This is a genomic window from Parageobacillus sp. VR-IP, from assembly GCF_013357975.1.
GTDB classification, from domain to species: Bacteria; Bacillota; Bacilli; order Bacillales; family Anoxybacillaceae; genus Saccharococcus; species Saccharococcus caldoxylosilyticus.
The window spans coordinates 1-17,075 of the sequence record NZ_JABVYQ010000007.1 but is presented as its reverse complement, the minus strand read 5'-3'; the positions used below and the strand labels follow the sequence as shown (position 1 = coordinate 17,075).

Annotated in this window: 18 protein-coding genes and 1 pseudogene; 18 read left to right on the top strand and 1 reads right to left on the bottom strand. The window is 39.8% G+C overall.

Annotation, left to right across the window (positions count from 1 at the left end):
* Positions 1-110 precede the first annotated feature (110 nt).
* Complete coding sequence (locus HT574_RS15930; protein WP_175245367.1) at positions 111-1,235, bottom strand: NAD(P)/FAD-dependent oxidoreductase; 1,125 nt, start codon at positions 1,233-1,235, stop codon at positions 111-113.
* 496 nt (positions 1,236-1,731) lie between these two features.
* Between HT574_RS15930 and eutL the strand changes: the two genes are divergently transcribed.
* The 18 genes and pseudogenes from eutL to HT574_RS20045 all read left to right on the top strand — a co-directional run.
* Complete coding sequence (gene eutL / locus HT574_RS15925) at positions 1,732-2,385, top strand: ethanolamine utilization microcompartment protein EutL (RefSeq protein WP_175245445.1); 654 nt, start codon at positions 1,732-1,734, stop codon at positions 2,383-2,385.
* A gap of 18 nt (positions 2,386-2,403) precedes the next feature.
* Positions 2,404-2,790, top strand: coding sequence for a BMC domain-containing protein (locus HT574_RS15920; RefSeq protein WP_175245366.1), 387 nt, complete (start codon positions 2,404-2,406; stop codon positions 2,788-2,790).
* A 3-nt stretch (positions 2,791-2,793) separates the two neighbouring features.
* Complete coding sequence (locus tag HT574_RS15915; protein ID WP_175245365.1) at positions 2,794-4,299, top strand: acetaldehyde dehydrogenase (acetylating); 1,506 nt, start codon at positions 2,794-2,796, stop codon at positions 4,297-4,299.
* Between the two features lie 38 nt (positions 4,300-4,337).
* Complete coding sequence (locus HT574_RS15910; protein WP_175245364.1) at positions 4,338-4,625, top strand: BMC domain-containing protein; 288 nt, start codon at positions 4,338-4,340, stop codon at positions 4,623-4,625.
* Between the two features lie 11 nt (positions 4,626-4,636).
* Positions 4,637-5,416, top strand: coding sequence for a phosphate propanoyltransferase (gene pduL, locus HT574_RS15905; protein WP_175245363.1), 780 nt, complete (start codon positions 4,637-4,639; stop codon positions 5,414-5,416).
* A 10-nt stretch (positions 5,417-5,426) separates the two neighbouring features.
* Positions 5,427-6,224 carry a hypothetical protein gene (locus HT574_RS15900; RefSeq protein WP_175245362.1) on the top strand — a complete coding sequence of 266 codons (798 nt, stop codon included), beginning with the start codon at positions 5,427-5,429 and terminating at the stop codon, positions 6,222-6,224.
* Between the two features lie 5 nt (positions 6,225-6,229).
* Positions 6,230-6,496 carry a EutN/CcmL family microcompartment protein gene (locus HT574_RS15895; protein ID WP_081162505.1) on the top strand — a complete coding sequence of 89 codons (267 nt, stop codon included), beginning with the start codon at positions 6,230-6,232 and terminating at the stop codon, positions 6,494-6,496.
* Positions 6,497-6,510: 14 nt separating this feature from the next.
* Positions 6,511-6,849 (top strand): ethanolamine utilization microcompartment protein EutS, encoded by a 339-nt coding sequence (eutS, locus tag HT574_RS15890; RefSeq protein ID WP_017435941.1) that lies wholly within the window; start codon positions 6,511-6,513, stop codon positions 6,847-6,849.
* A complete protein-coding gene (locus tag HT574_RS15885) occupies positions 6,846-7,292 on the top strand; it encodes a EutP/PduV family microcompartment system protein (RefSeq protein ID WP_175245361.1) in 447 nt (148 codons plus the stop codon). Before eutS ends, HT574_RS15885 begins: the two co-directional genes overlap by 4 nt.
* Positions 7,293-7,399: 107 nt before the next feature.
* On the top strand, positions 7,400-8,800 hold the full coding sequence (locus HT574_RS15880) for a sensor histidine kinase (protein WP_254698704.1): 1,401 nt from the start codon (positions 7,400-7,402) through the stop codon (positions 8,798-8,800).
* Positions 8,797-9,402, top strand: coding sequence for an ANTAR domain-containing response regulator (locus tag HT574_RS15875; protein WP_175245360.1), 606 nt, complete (start codon positions 8,797-8,799; stop codon positions 9,400-9,402). Before HT574_RS15880 ends, HT574_RS15875 begins: the two co-directional genes overlap by 4 nt.
* A gap of 3 nt (positions 9,403-9,405) precedes the next feature.
* Positions 9,406-10,872: an ethanolamine ammonia-lyase reactivating factor EutA gene (locus HT574_RS15870; protein ID WP_309138308.1), complete on the top strand. Its 1,467-nt coding sequence runs from the start codon at positions 9,406-9,408 to the stop codon at positions 10,870-10,872.
* 13 nt (positions 10,873-10,885) lie between these two features.
* A complete protein-coding gene (locus HT574_RS15865; protein WP_175245359.1) occupies positions 10,886-12,247 on the top strand; it encodes an ethanolamine ammonia-lyase subunit EutB in 1,362 nt (453 codons plus the stop codon).
* Positions 12,248-12,271: 24 nt separating this feature from the next.
* Positions 12,272-13,129, top strand: coding sequence for an ethanolamine ammonia-lyase subunit EutC (eutC, locus tag HT574_RS15860; protein WP_175245358.1), 858 nt, complete (start codon positions 12,272-12,274; stop codon positions 13,127-13,129).
* A 26-nt stretch (positions 13,130-13,155) separates the two neighbouring features.
* The gene (gene eat / locus HT574_RS15855; RefSeq protein ID WP_175245357.1) at positions 13,156-14,553 is read left to right on the top strand and encodes an ethanolamine permease; all 1,398 of its coding nucleotides are present in this window, start codon (positions 13,156-13,158) and stop codon (positions 14,551-14,553) included.
* Positions 14,554-14,983: 430 nt separating this feature from the next.
* Positions 14,984-15,157 carry a PaaD-like zinc ribbon domain-containing protein gene (locus HT574_RS20660; protein ID WP_430758500.1) on the top strand — a complete coding sequence of 58 codons (174 nt, stop codon included), beginning with the start codon at positions 14,984-14,986 and terminating at the stop codon, positions 15,155-15,157.
* A 163-nt stretch (positions 15,158-15,320) separates the two neighbouring features.
* Complete coding sequence (locus HT574_RS15850) at positions 15,321-16,802, top strand: aldehyde dehydrogenase family protein (RefSeq protein ID WP_175245356.1); 1,482 nt, start codon at positions 15,321-15,323, stop codon at positions 16,800-16,802.
* A 124-nt stretch (positions 16,803-16,926) separates the two neighbouring features.
* A pseudogene (locus HT574_RS20045) lies at positions 16,927-17,075 on the top strand (enoyl-CoA hydratase/isomerase family protein); the annotation flags it as partial.

Genomic DNA, 17,075 nt, shown 5'->3' with positions numbered 1-17,075 from the left:
GTTGATATGCAATACGAAAACACCAAACTTCCTTTAAAAAGCCCCCTCTACATGATGCCAATATAGGCGAGAGGGGGATTCGCGCATGACTCTTATCGACTTCGGGGGTTTTATTCTATTTTTTTAATGGCGCCAGCGACATCATAGTCAAGAGGGTCTAATTCTGTTGGTTTTCCGAGCACGAGCTTGGCCAGTTCAGAACCTAAGTAAGGACCAGCTGTCAGTCCGGATGCGCCTAATCCGTTGGCCACATAGATGCCACTAAAACCTGGAAGCGCTCCAAAGACCGGAAGAAACCCAGGAGTGTATGGACGAAAACCAACTCTTGTTTCAAGATGGGTACAATTTGCCAGCCCTGGAGCTACGGTTAAGGCTTTGTCCAATATTTCGTGCAAACCGCCAGCCGTTATTCTGCAATCGAAGCCAGCCTCATCCTCATGAGTTGCGCCGACAACGATACGGCCATTTTGAAAGGCAAGGAGATATTGATTACTTGGCGGCATGACAACAGGCCAGTTGTCTGTATCCTGTTCTGGTCTTTCAAGATGGACGATTTGTGCTTTTTGCGGCACCACTAAAAATTCAATGCCTAACGGTAGAAGCAGCTCTTTTGACCACGCGCCAGCCGTTGCAATGACTGCATCTCCTGCATATGGTCTTCCTTCGACTTCAACACCGATGACCCGAACACCTTCATGGATAAGTGTTGCGTTTCCTCTGATATAAGTAGCCCCAAGCTTTTGCGCTGCCCGAACTAAAGAGTCGCGAAGTGCTCTTCCATTGACGCGGGCAGCGCCACTAACATGAATGGAGCTAAACTCCTCTGCTAATGGCGGAAATAGCGCTTTTGTTTCCTCCGGAGACAGCCGCGTAATTTCGCCCATTTCCGGTGCGTCTTCACGACGTTGTAATGCTCTTTCCTCTATCTTTTGCAGCTTTTCTTCATCTGTATGGAGACAGATTGCTCCTACACGCTCATATCCTGTTTCCGTTTCACCATAGGATTTCAGTTCCTCGATTAAAGTAGGATAAAATTTCGCTCCGCCTTTCGCTAAACGATACCAAAGCTTATTTCGGCGCTGGGAAACCCATGGACAAACAATTCCAGCCGCAGCATCCGTTGCTTGGCCTTTGTCTCCTCTGTCTATTAACGTTACAGCAGCTCCTTCTTTTGCCAGGTGATAAGCGGTAGACGCTCCTAAAATTCCGCCTCCAACGACTATGTATGATTTCATCAAAAACACCTTTTCTGTTTTTTCTTTTTCCATCATTAAGAATAGCACATAATGAAGCATTTGCGAAAAGAAACAAGAGTTCATTTCTAAGGGGGGGACATCTTGGCGAACAGTGCCTGCCACTGTTCGCCTTTTTTTGTTTGATTGTAAATTTATATTTAGTGCATTTGCTCAAGTATAGTTAGGATTTTGCTATAATTATGTTTCCTTGTTTTTTCAAGCGCCCTTCACAAATACAGCTTGAAATTAATCGTACAAAATTTGTCACGTAATTATTGTTATGACAATTTATGTAAAATATTTTTGCTATTTTTGTATTATTCAAAAAATATATTGACAAGATGAGGATATGTAAATAACATTAATTATGAGAAAAATATGATCAAACAAAATGAGTATTTTTACAAGTTCATAATCACAGGCAAAGGTGCCTAAATGTGCAGAGTTTTTCTCTGTACAAGGCACCTTTTTGTTTTGGGGAGGTGAAAATGTTGTGATAGGAGAGCCAATTCGGGCGAAAGTGCTAGCGAGTCGAATCATCTCCAATGTTGATCCTGGTTTAGCAAACAAATTAAATTTAGCAGCCCATATAAGAAGTCTTGCCTTAGTCACATTAACGATTGATGATGTTGGTTATACTGTCCTAGATGAAGCGACCAAAAAGGCAGCGGTAGAAGTAGTGTATGCGAAATCTTTCTATGCAGGTTCTGCTCACGCATCGGGTCCGCTCTCTGGTGAGTTTATTGGCATTTTGGGGGGAGAAAACCCTTCTGATGTAAGGAGTGGATTAGAAGCAGTATTTGAAATGATTGAAAATGGACCATGTTTTTATTCGTTAAATGAGGAAGGAAGTCACGCGTATTATGCGTACACAATATCGAGAACGGGCAGTTACTTATCCAAAATTGCCGGGATTCAACCGGGTGAGCCATTAGCTTACTTAATAGCGCCCCCCCTTGAAGCGATGTATGGGTTAGATGCGGCATTAAAGGCATCTGACGTGAAAATTTGCGAATTGTATGCGCCCCCGACTGAAACAAATTTTGGAGGCGGATTATTAACTGGAAGCCAATCTGCATGTACAGCAGCTGCACAAGCTTTTGCGGAGGCAGTGCAAAATGTTGCCCGGCACCCTCATAAATCTTTTTAGAAAAGAGGGATCGTTACAATGAAAAATTCTTATCATGCACTCGGTATGATTGAAACGGTAGGGTTGACTTCGCTCATTGCTGCGGCTGATGAAGCTGTAAAAGCAGCCGATATTCGAATTGTTACATACCAGAAACCTGATGCAGGGATTGTAACGGTCTATTTTATCGGTGATGTAGCATCCGTAAAGGAAGCGGTTTCAGCAGGAGTACAGAAAGCAAAGGAGATTGGAGAGTACCGTGCTTCTTATGTGATCCCTCGTCCTGATGAAAATGTTATCCGTCATTTGATTGGAAACCCAATAAAAAAACGAGAAAGAAAGAAAAAAATGAAAACAGAGAGTATAGAAAACAGTCGATTGCCAGAAGAGAAAAATATGAATAACGATCAAGGAGGTGATTGTTAAACGATGATGGCAGATTTTGATTTACTATCGATTCAGGAAGCACGAAATCTTCTCCAAAAAGCTAGAGAAGCACAGAAAAAATTAGCAGAATTGTCGCAGGAACAGATTGATCGAATTGTGGAAAATATGGCTTTAGAGGCGGAAAAACATGCGAGCTTTTTAGCACGAATGGCTACAGAGGAAACTGGATTTGGCAATGAAACAGATAAAACGACAAAAAATCTTTTTGCAGCGAAAGAAGTATATGCGGCTATTAAAGATATGAAAACCGTTGGAATTATAGGTACTGATGAAAATAAACAAGTTTGGGAAATAGCGGAGCCAGTCGGTGTTATCGCTGGAGTCGTTCCTTCCACCAATCCGACGTCTACCATCATCTTTAAATCTCTTATTGCGGTAAAAGCACGAAATGCAATTGTTTTCAGTCCTCATCCTTCAGCGCTGAAGTGTTCATTAGAAGCTGCGAAGATCATGGCAAAAGCCGCACAAGAGGCTGGAGCACCAAAAAATATTATTCAGTGTATGGAATATCCATCTTTGCCGGGAACGAGAGAACTAATGTCACATAAATTAACAGATGTAATTCTTGCAACTGGTGGGCCCGGAATGGTGAAGGCGGCTTACAGTTCTGGGAAGCCTGCCTACGGAGTGGGGCCAGGAAATGTTCCTGTGTATGTCCATACAAGCGCTGATTTGGATCAGGCGGCACGGCATATCATTGAAAGCAAATCGTTTGATTACGGCACCATTTGTGCTTCAGAACAGGCGGTTGTCGTAGAAAGAGAGATAAAACAAGCTTTTATCGATAAACTCAAAAAATACGGTGCGTATCTATTGTCGGAAATGGAAAAAGAGAGAGTAGAATCTGTCATACTCACAGGAGGAGCTTTAAATCCAAAAATTGTTGGAAAATCACCTCAAACAATCGGTAAGATGGCAGGTTTATCTTTTCCTTCAGATGTAAAAGTTTTAGTTGGAGAAGAAAAAGAAATTGGAAAAGACATTCCTTTTGCGATTGAAAAACTCTCCCCTATCTTAGCTTTGTATACAGTAGATGGCTGGGAGGAAGGATGCGATGTCTGTATTAGATTATTAGAGACAGGCGGATTGGGGCATACATTCGGGATCCATTGTCAAGATCATGCAGTAATCAAAGCGTTTGCGTTAAAGCAACCGTCTTCAAGAATTGTGGTAAACTCTGGAACGACATTTGGCGGAATAGGAGCAACAACAGGAATTTTTCCATCCTTGACTCTTGGATGTGGCTCTTACGGAAACAATATTACATCTGATAACATTGGGCCACAGCATTTGATGAATGTAAAACGAGTGGCATTTGGCATAAGGGAAATGAACAATACTACAAAGAGCGAAATTTTACAGTCAGCCAAAATAACAGAAGTTTCTGAAACGGAAAAGAACGTTTCCATGGATCAAGGCGGGAATTTAACAATCAGCAGGGAAGAGATTACGGAGATTGTTAAGAGAATCCTTGCAGAAATGAAATAAACGGATAATCTTATAAAATTTTAAGGAGGTTATTCAACATGGCAAGAGAATATTCGGCACTTGGAATGATTGAAACAAAAGGGTTGGTTGGAGCAATTGAAGCAGCGGATGCAATGGTAAAAGCTGCAGACGTCAAGTTAATCGGAAAAGTGCAAGTGGGCGGCGGACTGGTAACAGTTTTAGTAAGAGGAGATGTTGGAGCGGTAAAGGCAGCAACGGACGCTGGTGCTGCAGCAGCTGAAAAGGTTGGGGAATTAATCTCTGTTCATGTAATCCCACGTCCTCACACAGATATTGAACTTCTTCTTCCTAAAGTAGGAGAGTAGGTTAGAAGTAAATGATGGTGATTACAGAAACACATTTAAGAGCAGAAATGTTAAAGGGAACGTTATCAAATCCTTATTTCATTTCACATCAACACCGGTTGACGCCCGCTGCCCGAGACTTTTTGCGTGACCGTGGAATAAAAATTGAAGTGATGGGCAGTAACTCCAATCAAAATATCGTTCAAACAAAGGAATGGAGAATTCCGGTAGGGGTTTCTAATCGGCATGTTCATCTTTCGCCTCATGATGTGGAAGTTCTATTTGGAAAAGGATATGAATTAACACCGTACCGCCCACTCTCACAGCCTGGACAATTTGCCGCAGAGGAAACAGTGATACTTGTTGGTCCTAAAGGTGTCCTATCCAGAGTAAGGGTTTTAGGTCCTGCAAGAGAGTTAACCCAAGTAGAAATTTCGCGTTCTGATGGTTTTACACTTGGGATTCATCCACCCGTGCGGCTTTCCGGTTTCATTGAAGGGACACCTGGTATTACAATCGTTGGAAAAGTTGGCTCTATCACGATTTCACAAGGTGTTATTGTTGCAAAAAACCATGTTCATATGTCTCCAGATGATGCGAAGGAGTTCAAAGTGAAAGACGGTGATCGACTTATGGTTCAAGCTATATCTGATCGACCGGTTGTTTTTCCAGAAGTCGTTGTTCGAGTAAATGAGAGATTTACTCTTGATTTCCATATTGATACCGACGAGGCAAATTCCGCAAACTTAAGGACGGGTGATTTTGTCAAAGTAATCGGAAAAAACGGGGAACTTTTTAGCGCAAGGGCTTAGAGGTGATGAAATGGGTCACGACATGAATTTAGAGTTAAAGACATTAGTGGAGACGATTGTGCGCGACCTTTTAGAAAAAGCAAAAACCAGTAAAAAAGAACGTAAAAAGGTGTTGTTCGTTTTTTGTGATAGTTCCGCTCACGAACTATTTACAGATCAGTTTATACAACTAAATAATGAAGAAATTGACTATGATTTCTTATTCTTAGATGGAGAGACGTCTGCTTGGCTTGGTCTTCATCAAATTGAGTCGACAGGATCCACGAAGGTGATCGCAGCAGACGAATTTGCCCCTGCTCCTTTAGAACTTCCTAAAGAATATGATGCGATAGTGATTCCAGAAATTGATTTAGATAATGCAGCAAGAATATCTCTTGGACTAAAAGGCTCGGTTAAAGCGGAAATCGTATTTTCTGCATTAACTTTAGGAAAGCCGGTTATCATCGGTGAAGATGTTCCAGGGATTAAGCGCTCCGATCGAAGAACATTAAAAAAATTATCACTGCCGCCCGCTTATCAAAAACTCTTCATTCAATATAAAGAAGATTTAAAGAACATGGGAATTATCCTTACAAAGCAAAGGGAAATATATAGGACAATTTTAGAAAAATTGAAAGGTTATGAAACAATTTCATCAGATGTGAACAAAGGAAAAAGCTTTCAAGGAAACGTAGTAACAGCAGACTGGGTAGAGTATCATTTGAAGGAAAATGACTCACTGATAGTCGATAAGAAGGTATTAATTACACCAAAAGCAAAAGACATATTAAATGAAAAGAAGATTGATGTCAAATTTGTGCAGGGGTGATCCTCTTGTTTCTTGGAAAAGTGGTCGGAAGTGTTTGGGCGACGCAAAAGGAGGCAGGAATGGACAATTTAAAACTTTTACTAGTTCAGCCCATTCATGCTGATGGAACAGATGCAGGCACACAAGTGATATGTGCGGACCGCATAGGGGCAGGGCATGGAGAAACAGTCATTGTTTCAAGAGGAAGCTCCGCTAGAATATTAATCAGTAAGGACTCTCCTGTTGATGCAGTTGTTGTAGGGATTGTAGATTCTTTTGAATACCGCAAATAATAAGGAGAGATGGCATGGAGAAAAAAGAGCGCGTTATTCAAGAATATGTACCCGGCAAGCAATTAAACTTAGCTCATATTATTGCCAATCCTGATGAATCATTATATACACGCCTTGGTATAAACGAAGCCGGAGCCATTGGAATTTTAACGGTTACTCCGACAGAGACTGCCATTATCGCTGCGGATATTGCTACAAAATCGGCAGATGTAGAGATTGGCTACTTAGACCGTTTTACAGGTTCTTTGGTGATTGTTGGAAGTGTTTCTAATGTAGAGACAGCAATACAAAATATAAATGAGTTTTTTGTGAAAACTTTAAAATTTTCAACTGCGGAGATCACAAGGTCATGAAAAGAGGAAAAGTGCTTATTATTGGACCGGTTGGCTCGGGAAAGTCTACATTGGCGAAAAGGTTACTTGGTGAGGAACATTCCTCTGCCAAAAAAACACAGGCTCTTGAATATGCAAATTGGATTATCGATTCCCCAGGGGAATACAGCCAGAATCCAATGTATTATCGAACATTAATGGCGACAGCCCTAGAGGCAAAAGTTTTATTAATTATTCAAGATGCTACACGAAAAGATTCTACTTTACCTCCGAATTTTGCATCTGGATTTCCTCTAACACCTATTGGAGTAATAACAAAAATCGATCATCCTAACGCAGATATCGAGACAGCAACCCGACTTTTAAGAACTGTATTACCTATAGGAGACATCTATTTTACTTCTTCTGTTACTCTCGCAGGAATAATGGAATTAAAAGAACGAATTTTATCGTATCTTTCGTAAATTCTGTTTAGAAAGCTTTCTTTACTGCTTGTTCAAAAAATGAAAGAATAAAAATACTAACTTAAAAGAAGGGGAGTTGTAGAAACTTGATGCTGGAGGTATCTGCGTTGGCTTCTTTCTTAAGAAAAAAAGATATCAAAATTATAGAAGAGATATCGAAGTATTTACAATTGTTCGCTGATTTATCGCAAGCGGATGTGTTTATTGATTGTTTACTACCGGGAGAAGAAGAAGCGATCGTTGTCGCTGAAGCTCATCCGATGACGGGCAAATCACTCTACAGCGAACCGGTTGTTGGGAAAATTGCTTATAAGGAAAACGAACCTGGAGTATTCTTTTGCTTCAAAACTGGGAAGCCCGTTATCGGATCACGAGGGGTCTCCCAAGAAAATGTGAGCATGCAGCAAAATGTGATGCCCATTCAAAATGAATTTGGAAAGACAATCGGTGTATTAATTATGGAACAAGATATTACCGAACAAGTACAACAAGAAAAAAACGTGGAGCTACTAATGGAAACAACCGAACAATTAAGTGAAACTCTTTATCATGTAGCCATGTCAGAAGCTGCGATTCCAGATTTAATGCATGAAGGACTGCTATTATTTGACCGGGATTATCATATAACATTCGCCAATGACCGAGCGAAAGAAATGTTTGAAGCAAATGGCCATTTAGTTGGTGAGAAAGTGGATTCCTTACCGTTTGGTTCAATGATGAAAGAAGAACTTGATATACAAAAAGGAATGTTTTTTCATGAATTTCAATTAGGAAAACGCTTTCTTCAGTTAAAAGCTGTCTCGATTCAACGAAATAACCGAACAGTAGGAGGAGTACTTCTTTTGCGAGATTTATCGGAGTTAAAAGAGAAAGAAAAGCAATTGATGATAAAATCAGCTGTTATTAGGGAAATTCACCATCGTGTGAAAAATAATTTACAAACGATTGCGAGTTTGCTGCGATTGCAAATGAGGCGAATAGACTCCCAAGAAGTTGAAAAAATTTTCCGTGAAATCATCAATCGAATTACGAGCATCTCAATTGTTCATGAAGTTCTTTCTTTAGAAGGAACGGATATGATTGAATGCAAAGAAGTGATTGAATCAGTATCAAATACCATTATTTCCTCCATGAAACAATCAGAACAAAAGATTATGGTTCAGGTTGATGGCTGTTCGCTTTATTTACCTTCTCAAAAGGCCAGTTCCTTAGCACTTGTCATTAATGAATTAGTGCAAAACGCAATTAACCACGCTTTTGTAAACCGTGATGAGGGATTCATCCAAATTTATTTGAAAGAACAAAATCAAATTGTAAGCCTTACTGTAACAGACGATGGTGTGGGATTTGATCTCGAAAAAGCACAACAAAAAGGACGCCTTGGACTTCAAATATGCCAGACGCTCATCTCCGAAGATTTAGAAGGGATTTTAGAATTTGAAAACAATCATCCCGGGACAAAAGTGACCATCACTTTTCCGCTTCCGAAGGAGGGGCTAATGACATGAGTAAGTTAAAACTGGTTGTTGTTGATGACGATCCAATTACTCGCATGGATATCAAGGAAATACTTATACAAGCGGGATATGAAGTGATAGGCGAAGGGAAAAATGGTGAGGAAGCAATTGATTTAGTATATCAGTTCAAACCAGATATTGTCATTATGGATATAAAAATGCCGAAAATGGATGGCATAAAAGCAACTAGAATCATCAGAAATTTCAAACAATCAGCTGTTATTTTGCTGACAGCATATAGTCAACGTGAGCTTGTGAATGATGCGAAAGAAGCAGGAGTAACCGGTTATTTAGTAAAACCTGTTTCGGAAGAGGATTTAATTCTAGCCATTGAAATTGCTAAGAGCCAACAGGAGCAATTTCAATTGTTAGAAAGAGACATTCAGCTATTAAAAAAGTCAATAGAAGAACGAAAAATCATTGAAAAGGCAAAAGGAAAATTAATGAAGAGATTTTCTTGTACAGAAGAAAAAGCCTATGAATGGATGAGAAAAAAGAGTATGGAACACCGTATTTCTATGTTTAAATTGGCTGAAAAAATTCTTGAAAAATACGGGAATCGGTTGCAAATAACTGAAACGCAGGATTTTTAGGATGTGAGTAGAGTGGAAGGTCAATCGATTATTAGTGTGGGAATCGATATCGGAACAAGTACGACAAAATTTATTGTCAGTCATTTAAAATATGCAAAAGTATCCAGTCATTTTTCATTGCCTCGCTACGAAATTGTTGAGAGAAAAATTGTGTATGAAAGCCCTATGTACTCAACACCGTTAAAAGAGAAGCGGGATGAAATTGATTTAAAAACTCTCGCGGGATGGCTTGAAGAGCAATATAAAAAGGCAGGAGTGAATGTATCAGAAGTAAAATCTGGCGCTGTGATCATAACCGGCGAAACCGCGACGAAAAAAAATGCGGAGAGCATCCTACATTATTTAGCCGAAAAATCGGGTGATTTTGTCGTTGCCATTGCTGGCGCTAGTTTGGAGGCGTTGCTTGCCGGTAAAGGTTCTGGTGCTTTTTTGCGATCTAAAGAAGTGAAAGGAACGGTTGCTAACATTGATATTGGTGGGGGAACAGCGAATGTTGCACTTTTTCGGAGGGGGAAAGTGTTAGGTACCATTACCTATCATGTTGGTGGAAGATTAATCGAATTAGATCAGAATGGTGAAATTACGTTTATATCCCCATCTATTCAATCATGGTTGCATTCAAAAAATTATCAACTGCAGGTAAAGAAAAAAATTGGTTTTAAAGAAATACAGCAGATTGTCCAAGAAATGTGCAAAGATATGCTGAATTCGTTAACCGGTCAGAAACCGATTCGGTTGGATGATTCGCTAATTCACAGCACAAGTTTTCAAGTGATTCCTCCTATCGATGAGGTGATGATTTCCGGGGGAATTGGCCAGTTGCTTGAAAAAGAAGCCCCAAAAACGATCTATGATACGGCTGTTTATGGAGATATCGGCCCGCTGCTTGCCCACGAAGTAGCAAAGGCGATTGAAAATTACTCCTTAAAGCTAATAAAAGCAACGCAAACATCTCGGGCAACCGTAATCGGGGCTGGGATGCAAAGCACAGAAATTAGTGGGGCTACTATACATGTTGCCTCGTCACGTCTACCAATCCGTAATTTACCAATCATGATGATTGAGCTAGACAATGAACAAATAAAAAACAGAGATTATGTGTATGAGCAAATTAAACAGGAGATGATCGAGTGGAAGCAATACTTTCAAGGGGAACAAGAAATTCCTTTTGCCATTCATATTCGGGGAATTTCTTATTGTTCCTATGCAGCATTAAAAGAAGTAGCGAAGATATTATTTTCACTTTATGAAAAATACTTTCCGAGGAATCCTGTTTTGGTAGTCATCTGTGAAAACGATATTGCGAAAGCACTCGGACAATTGCTAGTGCTTCAATCTAACAATAAAGTAGATATCATTTCGATTGATCAAGTTGTAGTCGAACAAGGTGACTACATTGATATAGGAGAAACCATCAATCAAAGTATGGTTCCTGTAGTCATCAAAACATTAGCTTTTATGAAAAATTAGGAGGTGATTCCATTTGAAAACAACGATCACATTAATGGGAAAAACTTATCAATTTAAAAGTTTGAAAGAAATTATGGCAAAAGCGAATGAAGAAAAATCAGGTGACCAGCTAGCAGGGATTCATGCGGAAGATGCACAAGAGCGTATTGCAGCAAGACATGTTTTATCAGAGTTAACTCTTGCCGATATTCGAAATAATCCTCTTTTGCCGCCGGAAGAAGATGAGGTGTCACGTGTCATCGAAGAAGGGGTTAACGAAAAAATTTACGCATCAATTCGAAACTGGACGGTTGCGGAACTTCGCGAATACCTTTTATTACCGAATGTAACGAACAATGAGATCACTCATATTCGCCGAGGATTAACAAGTGAGATGATCGCCGCAGTAACAAAGATTATGACAAATTTGGATTTGATCCAAGCAGCATCAAAAATCACAGTCGAAACACGTTGTAACACAACGATCGGTCAAAAAGGGCGATTAGCAGGGAGAGCACAGCCTAATCACCCTAATGATAATTTGCAAGGAATAAAGGCAGCGATTTTTGAAGCATTGAGTTACGGCATTGGGGATGCGGTCATTGGAATTAATCCGGTTATTGATACAGCAGACAGTGTGAAGGCGATTTTAAATATGACAAAGGAGTTAATGGATAAGTGGAACATTCCAACGCAAAATTGTGTTTTAGCACATGTAACAACGCAAATGAGGGCGATTAAACAGGGAGGAACAGCAGACTTGTTATTCCAAAGTTTGGCAGGTACAGAACTAGGAAACAAAGCGTTTGGCATTAGTGTGGAATTGCTAGACGAAGCAAATGAACTGATTTTAAAAGAAGGAACAGCCGCTGGTCCGAATGTATGGTATTTCGAAACAGGACAGGGATCAGAACTGTCAGCAGATGCTCATCATGGTATTGACCAATTAACGTTAGAAGCTAGATGCTATGGGCTGGCTAAGCGATATAAACCGTTTATAGTGAATACAGTAGTGGGTTTTATCGGGCCCGAGTATTTATATAACAGTAAACAAGTGATTCGTGCAGGACTTGAGGATCATTTTATGGGAAAACTTCATGGTTTGCCGATGGGAGTGGATGTTTGTTACACCAATCATATGAAGGCTGATCAAAATGATATGGAGAACTTAGCAGTCCTGCTGGCTGCAGCGGGTGTCAACTTCTTAATCGGTGTGGCTATGGCGGATGATTGTATGCTAAATTATCAATCTCTTAGCTTCCATGACATTGCTACACTAAGAGAATTGCTTCACATGCGACCAGCTTCAGAATTTGAGCGCTGGCTAGAAAAGATGGGAATTATGGAGAACGGAAGGTTAACATCGATAGCTGGCGATCCTACTTTATTTTTATAAGCTATAAAGGTGGTGGTATGTGAAATGAATCAAGTGGATATTCAGCAAATTATTGAGAAAGTGATGATGGAATTACAAACTAGAATATCTCAGCAATCAGAAGACAAAATCGATAAAAAAGAAGACGAAAAAAGTTTTCATTACACCGCGGTTGATTGGTTAACTCATGTCCCAAATCCAAAATTTCCTGAAGGAATTGACGAATTACGAAAAGTAACTCCTGCACGTATAGGGGTGTGGAGGACAGGAACACGCCCATTGACAAAAACAATTTTAAAATTACAACTTGATCATGCTGCAGCTGTTGATGCTGTTAGCGGAGAAGTACTTGATAGTTTACTTAAAGAATTTAATTTATTTACAGTAGAAACTTGTTATGAAAATAAAGAGGTTTATTTAAAGAGACCGGATAAAGGTAGGGTTCTTACAGAAGAGGCAGTCAAAATGATCCAAGAAAAATGTGTGAAAAAGCCTCAAGTACAAATCGTTGTTTCAGATGGATTAAGTGCGAGTGCGATTGAGGCAAATCTTAGAGACATTTATCCAGCGTTGTTGGATTCATTAGAAGTAAATGGGTTAACGCAAGGAACTCCTTTTTTTGTAAAAGGTGGAAGAGTGGCGTGCATGGATCATATCGGTGAGATTTTGCAGCCGGAGGTTCTTGTTCTTTTAATTGGAGAGAGACCAGGTCTTGTTTCTGCCAATTCTATGAGTGCCTATATGTGCTATAGACCGAGAAAAGGAACGGTAGAGTCGGAGAGAACTGTGATTTCTAATATTCATTCAGGAGGCACTCCTCCTGTTGAAGCTGGTGCCTATATCGGTACGGTTTTACGGAAAATGATTGACCAGAAAGCAAGTGGAGTTCGTCTAGAACTATAGTGGTAATTTGAAGGGGGAAGGATAGAATGGCAAATAATACGAATAACCATTTACACAAAGAGTTAAAACCAATCCATTTATGGGGAATTGCAGTAGGAATGGTGATTTCAGGCCAGTATTTCGGATGGAATTACGGATTTGAGCAAGGTGGAACGATAGGATTAGCGATTGCCGCGATTATTGTCACTATTTTTTATACGACTTTCATATTTAGCTATTCAGAACTCTCTACATCCATTCCACACGCTGGAGGACCATCCGCCTATGCAAGAAAAGCGATGGGCCCTTATATGGGGTTTATGACGGGATTAGCCTGTTTACTTGAATTTGTTTTTGCTCCGCCTGCCATTGCTGTTGCGACTGGAGCCTACATTAACTTTTTAATTCCAAGTATTAACGCTGTGTATGCTACAGTAGCTGTTTTTTCGTTTTTTATTTTAATTAATCTAATAGGGGTAAAAGGAGCTGCAATCATTGAGCTTGTTGCTACTATTTTAGCGTTGATCGGTTTAAGTATTTACTACGTTGCGGGACTGCCCCATGTAAACAGCTCAGCGATATTTAATGACATGTCATTTGTTAACGGTTGGACAGGAGTATTTGCCTCTATTCCTTTCGCCATTTGGTTTTTCCTTGCTATTGAGGGAGGAGCGATGGCAGCAGAAGAAGTTCGTAATCCTAAAAAGGATATACCAAAAGGATTTATTTCCGGTATTTTGACATTAGCAACTGCAACGGTTCTTACATTGCTTGTAACAGCCGGGCTCGGCGGAGGAGAAGGAAAACCTGCTGACTATCCGCTTCCACAAGCTTTAGCTGGCGTTTACGGCGAAAACAATATTTTACCAAAAACGGTCGCCATTATTGGTTTGTTTGGGTTAATAGCAAGCCTGCATGGCATCATCATTGGTTACTCCAGACAAACGTTTGCATTAGCCAGAGCGGGATATCTGCCTGGATTCCTCTCTAACTTATCAAAAAGAGGAGTTCCACATTGGGGATTAATTGTACCTGGTATTATAGGAGTAATTAGTGCTGGTTCTGCTAGCTTTGCCAATGCTTTGATTATCTTATCTGTATTTGGTTCGATTACCATGTATTGTTTGAGTCTCATATCGCTGTTTGTATTGCGGAAAAAAGAGCCTCATATGGAACGACCTTTCAAGGTAAGCTATCCAGTTGTTCCGGGAATAGCACTCTTTTTGGGTATTATTTCGTTCTTTTGCGTATTAAAGTATAGTGTGTTAACTACAGATCTCCCTCTCTTCGGAATTAAAATTCCATTAATCTCTGTAATTTTGTTCGTATTTGGCGCGGGAAGCATTTACTATTTCTTAGCAGGTGCAAAGAAAATTCGTCCAATATCTGAGGAATTTGTGTCTATCGAAGACGTCGCATCTAGTCAGCAGAATGTATCGTTATAAGCTTTATAAAAAATATTTGTACCTATATTTAAAATATTTTTAATATTATATAAAATTATAACTGTCGTTCCTCGTGTTTATTCGGTATTCGCAAAAGGTGACAGATATTTTTATCATACTCCCACGAGAAGATTGGCATTTCAATGAGCATCAGCGGGTAGTTTGATGTAAGAAAGCCCTGGTTGGTAAGAAACCAGGGCTTGTCTTTTTGGATAGGTAGCATTTAGCAAAATGGACTGAGCGATGACCAGTTTTCACCGGTTGTTATCCGTTCTTGTTTATAGGTCGATAATTCATCATTAATTATATGAAAATAAATAATATTTTTTATTTTCGGTTTAATTATTGACAGAACGAACGCTTTTTTATTAATATTATGTTAAATATACGATAGCAATAAAAACATAATATTTAGGTAAAAGAGGTGTCGATGGTGCCGAGCCAAGAGGCCGTACACTGTTCGTTTTGCGATTCAACCGATGTGACGAAATTGTCCATTTTTGGTACTGCCCAATTAGTTTCTCAATATTACTGTCATCAATGTAAAAGTGTTTTCGAGTTTATACGATGGCAAAAAGAAAAAGAGACAAACAAGGAGGTGTAATCTGTTTGGCCGCCCATGTAATCAAAGAATTGCTCATCAGAAATCCAGTCGATCTTTTTTTGTGGAAAATGTGATCTTCAGATGTGGGCTGGCTATGATATGTGTTGGTGTCGATCACGGAATCGCGACAATGATGGAAAAAATATAAAGAAGGATGAGATCGATGGAAATAAGAAAACATTACCAATTATTTATTAACGGACAATATGTAGATAGCAGCAGCGGTGAAGTTTTTGAAGTATTGAATCCTGCAACAGAAGAGGTGATTGCAACGGTTGCCAAGGCAACAAAAGGAGATGTGGACAAAGCGGTTCAAGCAGCTCGTACTGCTTTTGAATCCGGAAAATGGCCAAGAATGACCGCAGCAAAAAGAGCACGTATTTTAAATAACATCGCAAACATCATGAGAGAGCGATTGGAAGATTTGGTTTATGCAGAGGTGTTAAACAGCGGGAAAACGGTAGACGCAGCAAAAGGACAAATTATGCAAGCAATCGAGGACTTTGAGTTTTATGCAGCTGCTGCAATTACGTTACAAGGCGATACGAATCAAGTTCCAAACGGTTTCTTTAATTACACGGTCAAAGAGCCTGTTGGTGTATGCGGGCAAATTATTCCTTGGAATTATCCGTTAATGATGGCTGCTTGGAAAGTTGCCCCGGCTCTGGCAGCGGGATGCACCGTCGTGCTAAAACCAGCAAGTTATACCCCAATTACAGCCTATATGTTGGCGGAGATTTGTCACGAAGCCGGTGTTCCGGAAGGTGTGATAAACGTCATCACCGGAAGCGGTTCTGAAATCGGCCCGTACATGACAGCACATCCAGGAATTGATAAAGTGGCATTTACCGGTGAAACGGAAACAGGTAAAGATATTATGAGACGTGCCTCTGATACTTTAAAACGAGTCACTTTGGAATTGGGCGGAAAATCGCCGAACATCGTTTTTGATGATTGTGATATGGAAGCTGCTGTGAATGGCTCCCTTTACGGCATTTTCTATAATACAGGGCAATCTTGTGAAGCTCGTTCCCGTTTGTTTGTTCATGAAAGCATATACGATGAGTTTATGGAAAAATTTATCGAAAAAGCTTCCCGCATTCGAGTGGGAAATCCGTTTGAAAAAGGTGTTCACATGGGAGCTGTTATCTCAAAAAGCCATCAGCAAGTTATCGACCAATACGTGAAACTGGCAGTAGAAGAAGGCGGAGAAATCCTCTATGGGGGCAGAGTTCCAGAAGGAGAGCAGTTTGAAAAAGGGTATTGGTACATGCCGACTATTATAGGAAATGTCACAAATGATATGAGAGTTGCTCAAGAAGAAATCTTTGGTCCCGTAGTTGTGGTGATGAAATTTAACGACGAAGAAGAGGTCATTCGTCAAGCAAATGATACGATTTTCGGATTAGGATCCGCCATTTGGACGAAAGATCACGGAAGGGCGCATCGTGTGGCTGCACGCATTCGTGCAGGGATTGTAATGGTGAATTCCCCGATTTCAGCGTTTCCTGGAACTCCATTTGGGGGATACAAGCAGTCAGGGTTTGGAAGGGAACTTGCCCTTGAAACATTAAACCTTTATACAGAAACAAAAAGTGTTGTTTCCTATATTGGAAGCAAACCGTTAAATCTGTTTGGAATTTAATATTATGTTTTTTAAAATATCGTTAAAATAATATATAATTAATATTGAAAAATATCAGAAAATTAATTATATTATATTTAATAAACGAAAGTTATAAAAACATAAAATTAGAGGAGGAATATTCATGTCAGAAACAGTGGCAATTGAAAAGAAAAATTTAACGGTGGTAAAAGATAACGGGATCGCGGAAATCCATCTTCACATCAATAAAACCAATGCTTACGATCTTGAATTTTATCAAGAATTCAACGCGGCGATTGATGACCTTCGTTT

What these genes read in the sequence shown, in the direction of transcription:
- HT574_RS15920 (WP_175245366.1), top strand. Translation starts at nt 2,404, where the DNA reads ATGAAAAATTCTTATCATGCACTCGGTATGATTGAAACGGTAGGGTTG.
- eutC (WP_175245358.1), top strand. Translation starts at nt 12,272, where the DNA reads ATGAATCAAGTGGATATTCAGCAAATTATTGAGAAAGTGATGATGGAA.
- eat (WP_175245357.1), top strand. Translation starts at nt 13,156, where the DNA reads ATGGCAAATAATACGAATAACCATTTACACAAAGAGTTAAAACCAATC.
- HT574_RS20660 (WP_430758500.1), top strand. Translation starts at nt 14,984, where the DNA reads ATGGTGCCGAGCCAAGAGGCCGTACACTGTTCGTTTTGCGATTCAACC.
- HT574_RS15875 (WP_175245360.1), top strand. Translation starts at nt 8,797, where the DNA reads ATGAGTAAGTTAAAACTGGTTGTTGTTGATGACGATCCAATTACTCGC.
- eutS (WP_017435941.1), top strand. Translation starts at nt 6,511, where the DNA reads ATGGAGAAAAAAGAGCGCGTTATTCAAGAATATGTACCCGGCAAGCAA.
- HT574_RS15850 (WP_175245356.1), top strand. Translation starts at nt 15,321, where the DNA reads ATGGAAATAAGAAAACATTACCAATTATTTATTAACGGACAATATGTA.
- pduL (WP_175245363.1), top strand. Translation starts at nt 4,637, where the DNA reads ATGATGGTGATTACAGAAACACATTTAAGAGCAGAAATGTTAAAGGGA.
- HT574_RS15910 (WP_175245364.1), top strand. Translation starts at nt 4,338, where the DNA reads ATGGCAAGAGAATATTCGGCACTTGGAATGATTGAAACAAAAGGGTTG.
- HT574_RS15930 (WP_175245367.1), bottom strand. Translation starts at nt 1,235, where the DNA reads ATGAAATCATACATAGTCGTTGGAGGCGGAATTTTAGGAGCGTCTACC.
- HT574_RS15900 (WP_175245362.1), top strand. Translation starts at nt 5,427, where the DNA reads ATGGGTCACGACATGAATTTAGAGTTAAAGACATTAGTGGAGACGATT.
- HT574_RS15885 (WP_175245361.1), top strand. Translation starts at nt 6,846, where the DNA reads ATGAAAAGAGGAAAAGTGCTTATTATTGGACCGGTTGGCTCGGGAAAG.
- HT574_RS15915 (WP_175245365.1), top strand. Translation starts at nt 2,794, where the DNA reads ATGATGGCAGATTTTGATTTACTATCGATTCAGGAAGCACGAAATCTT.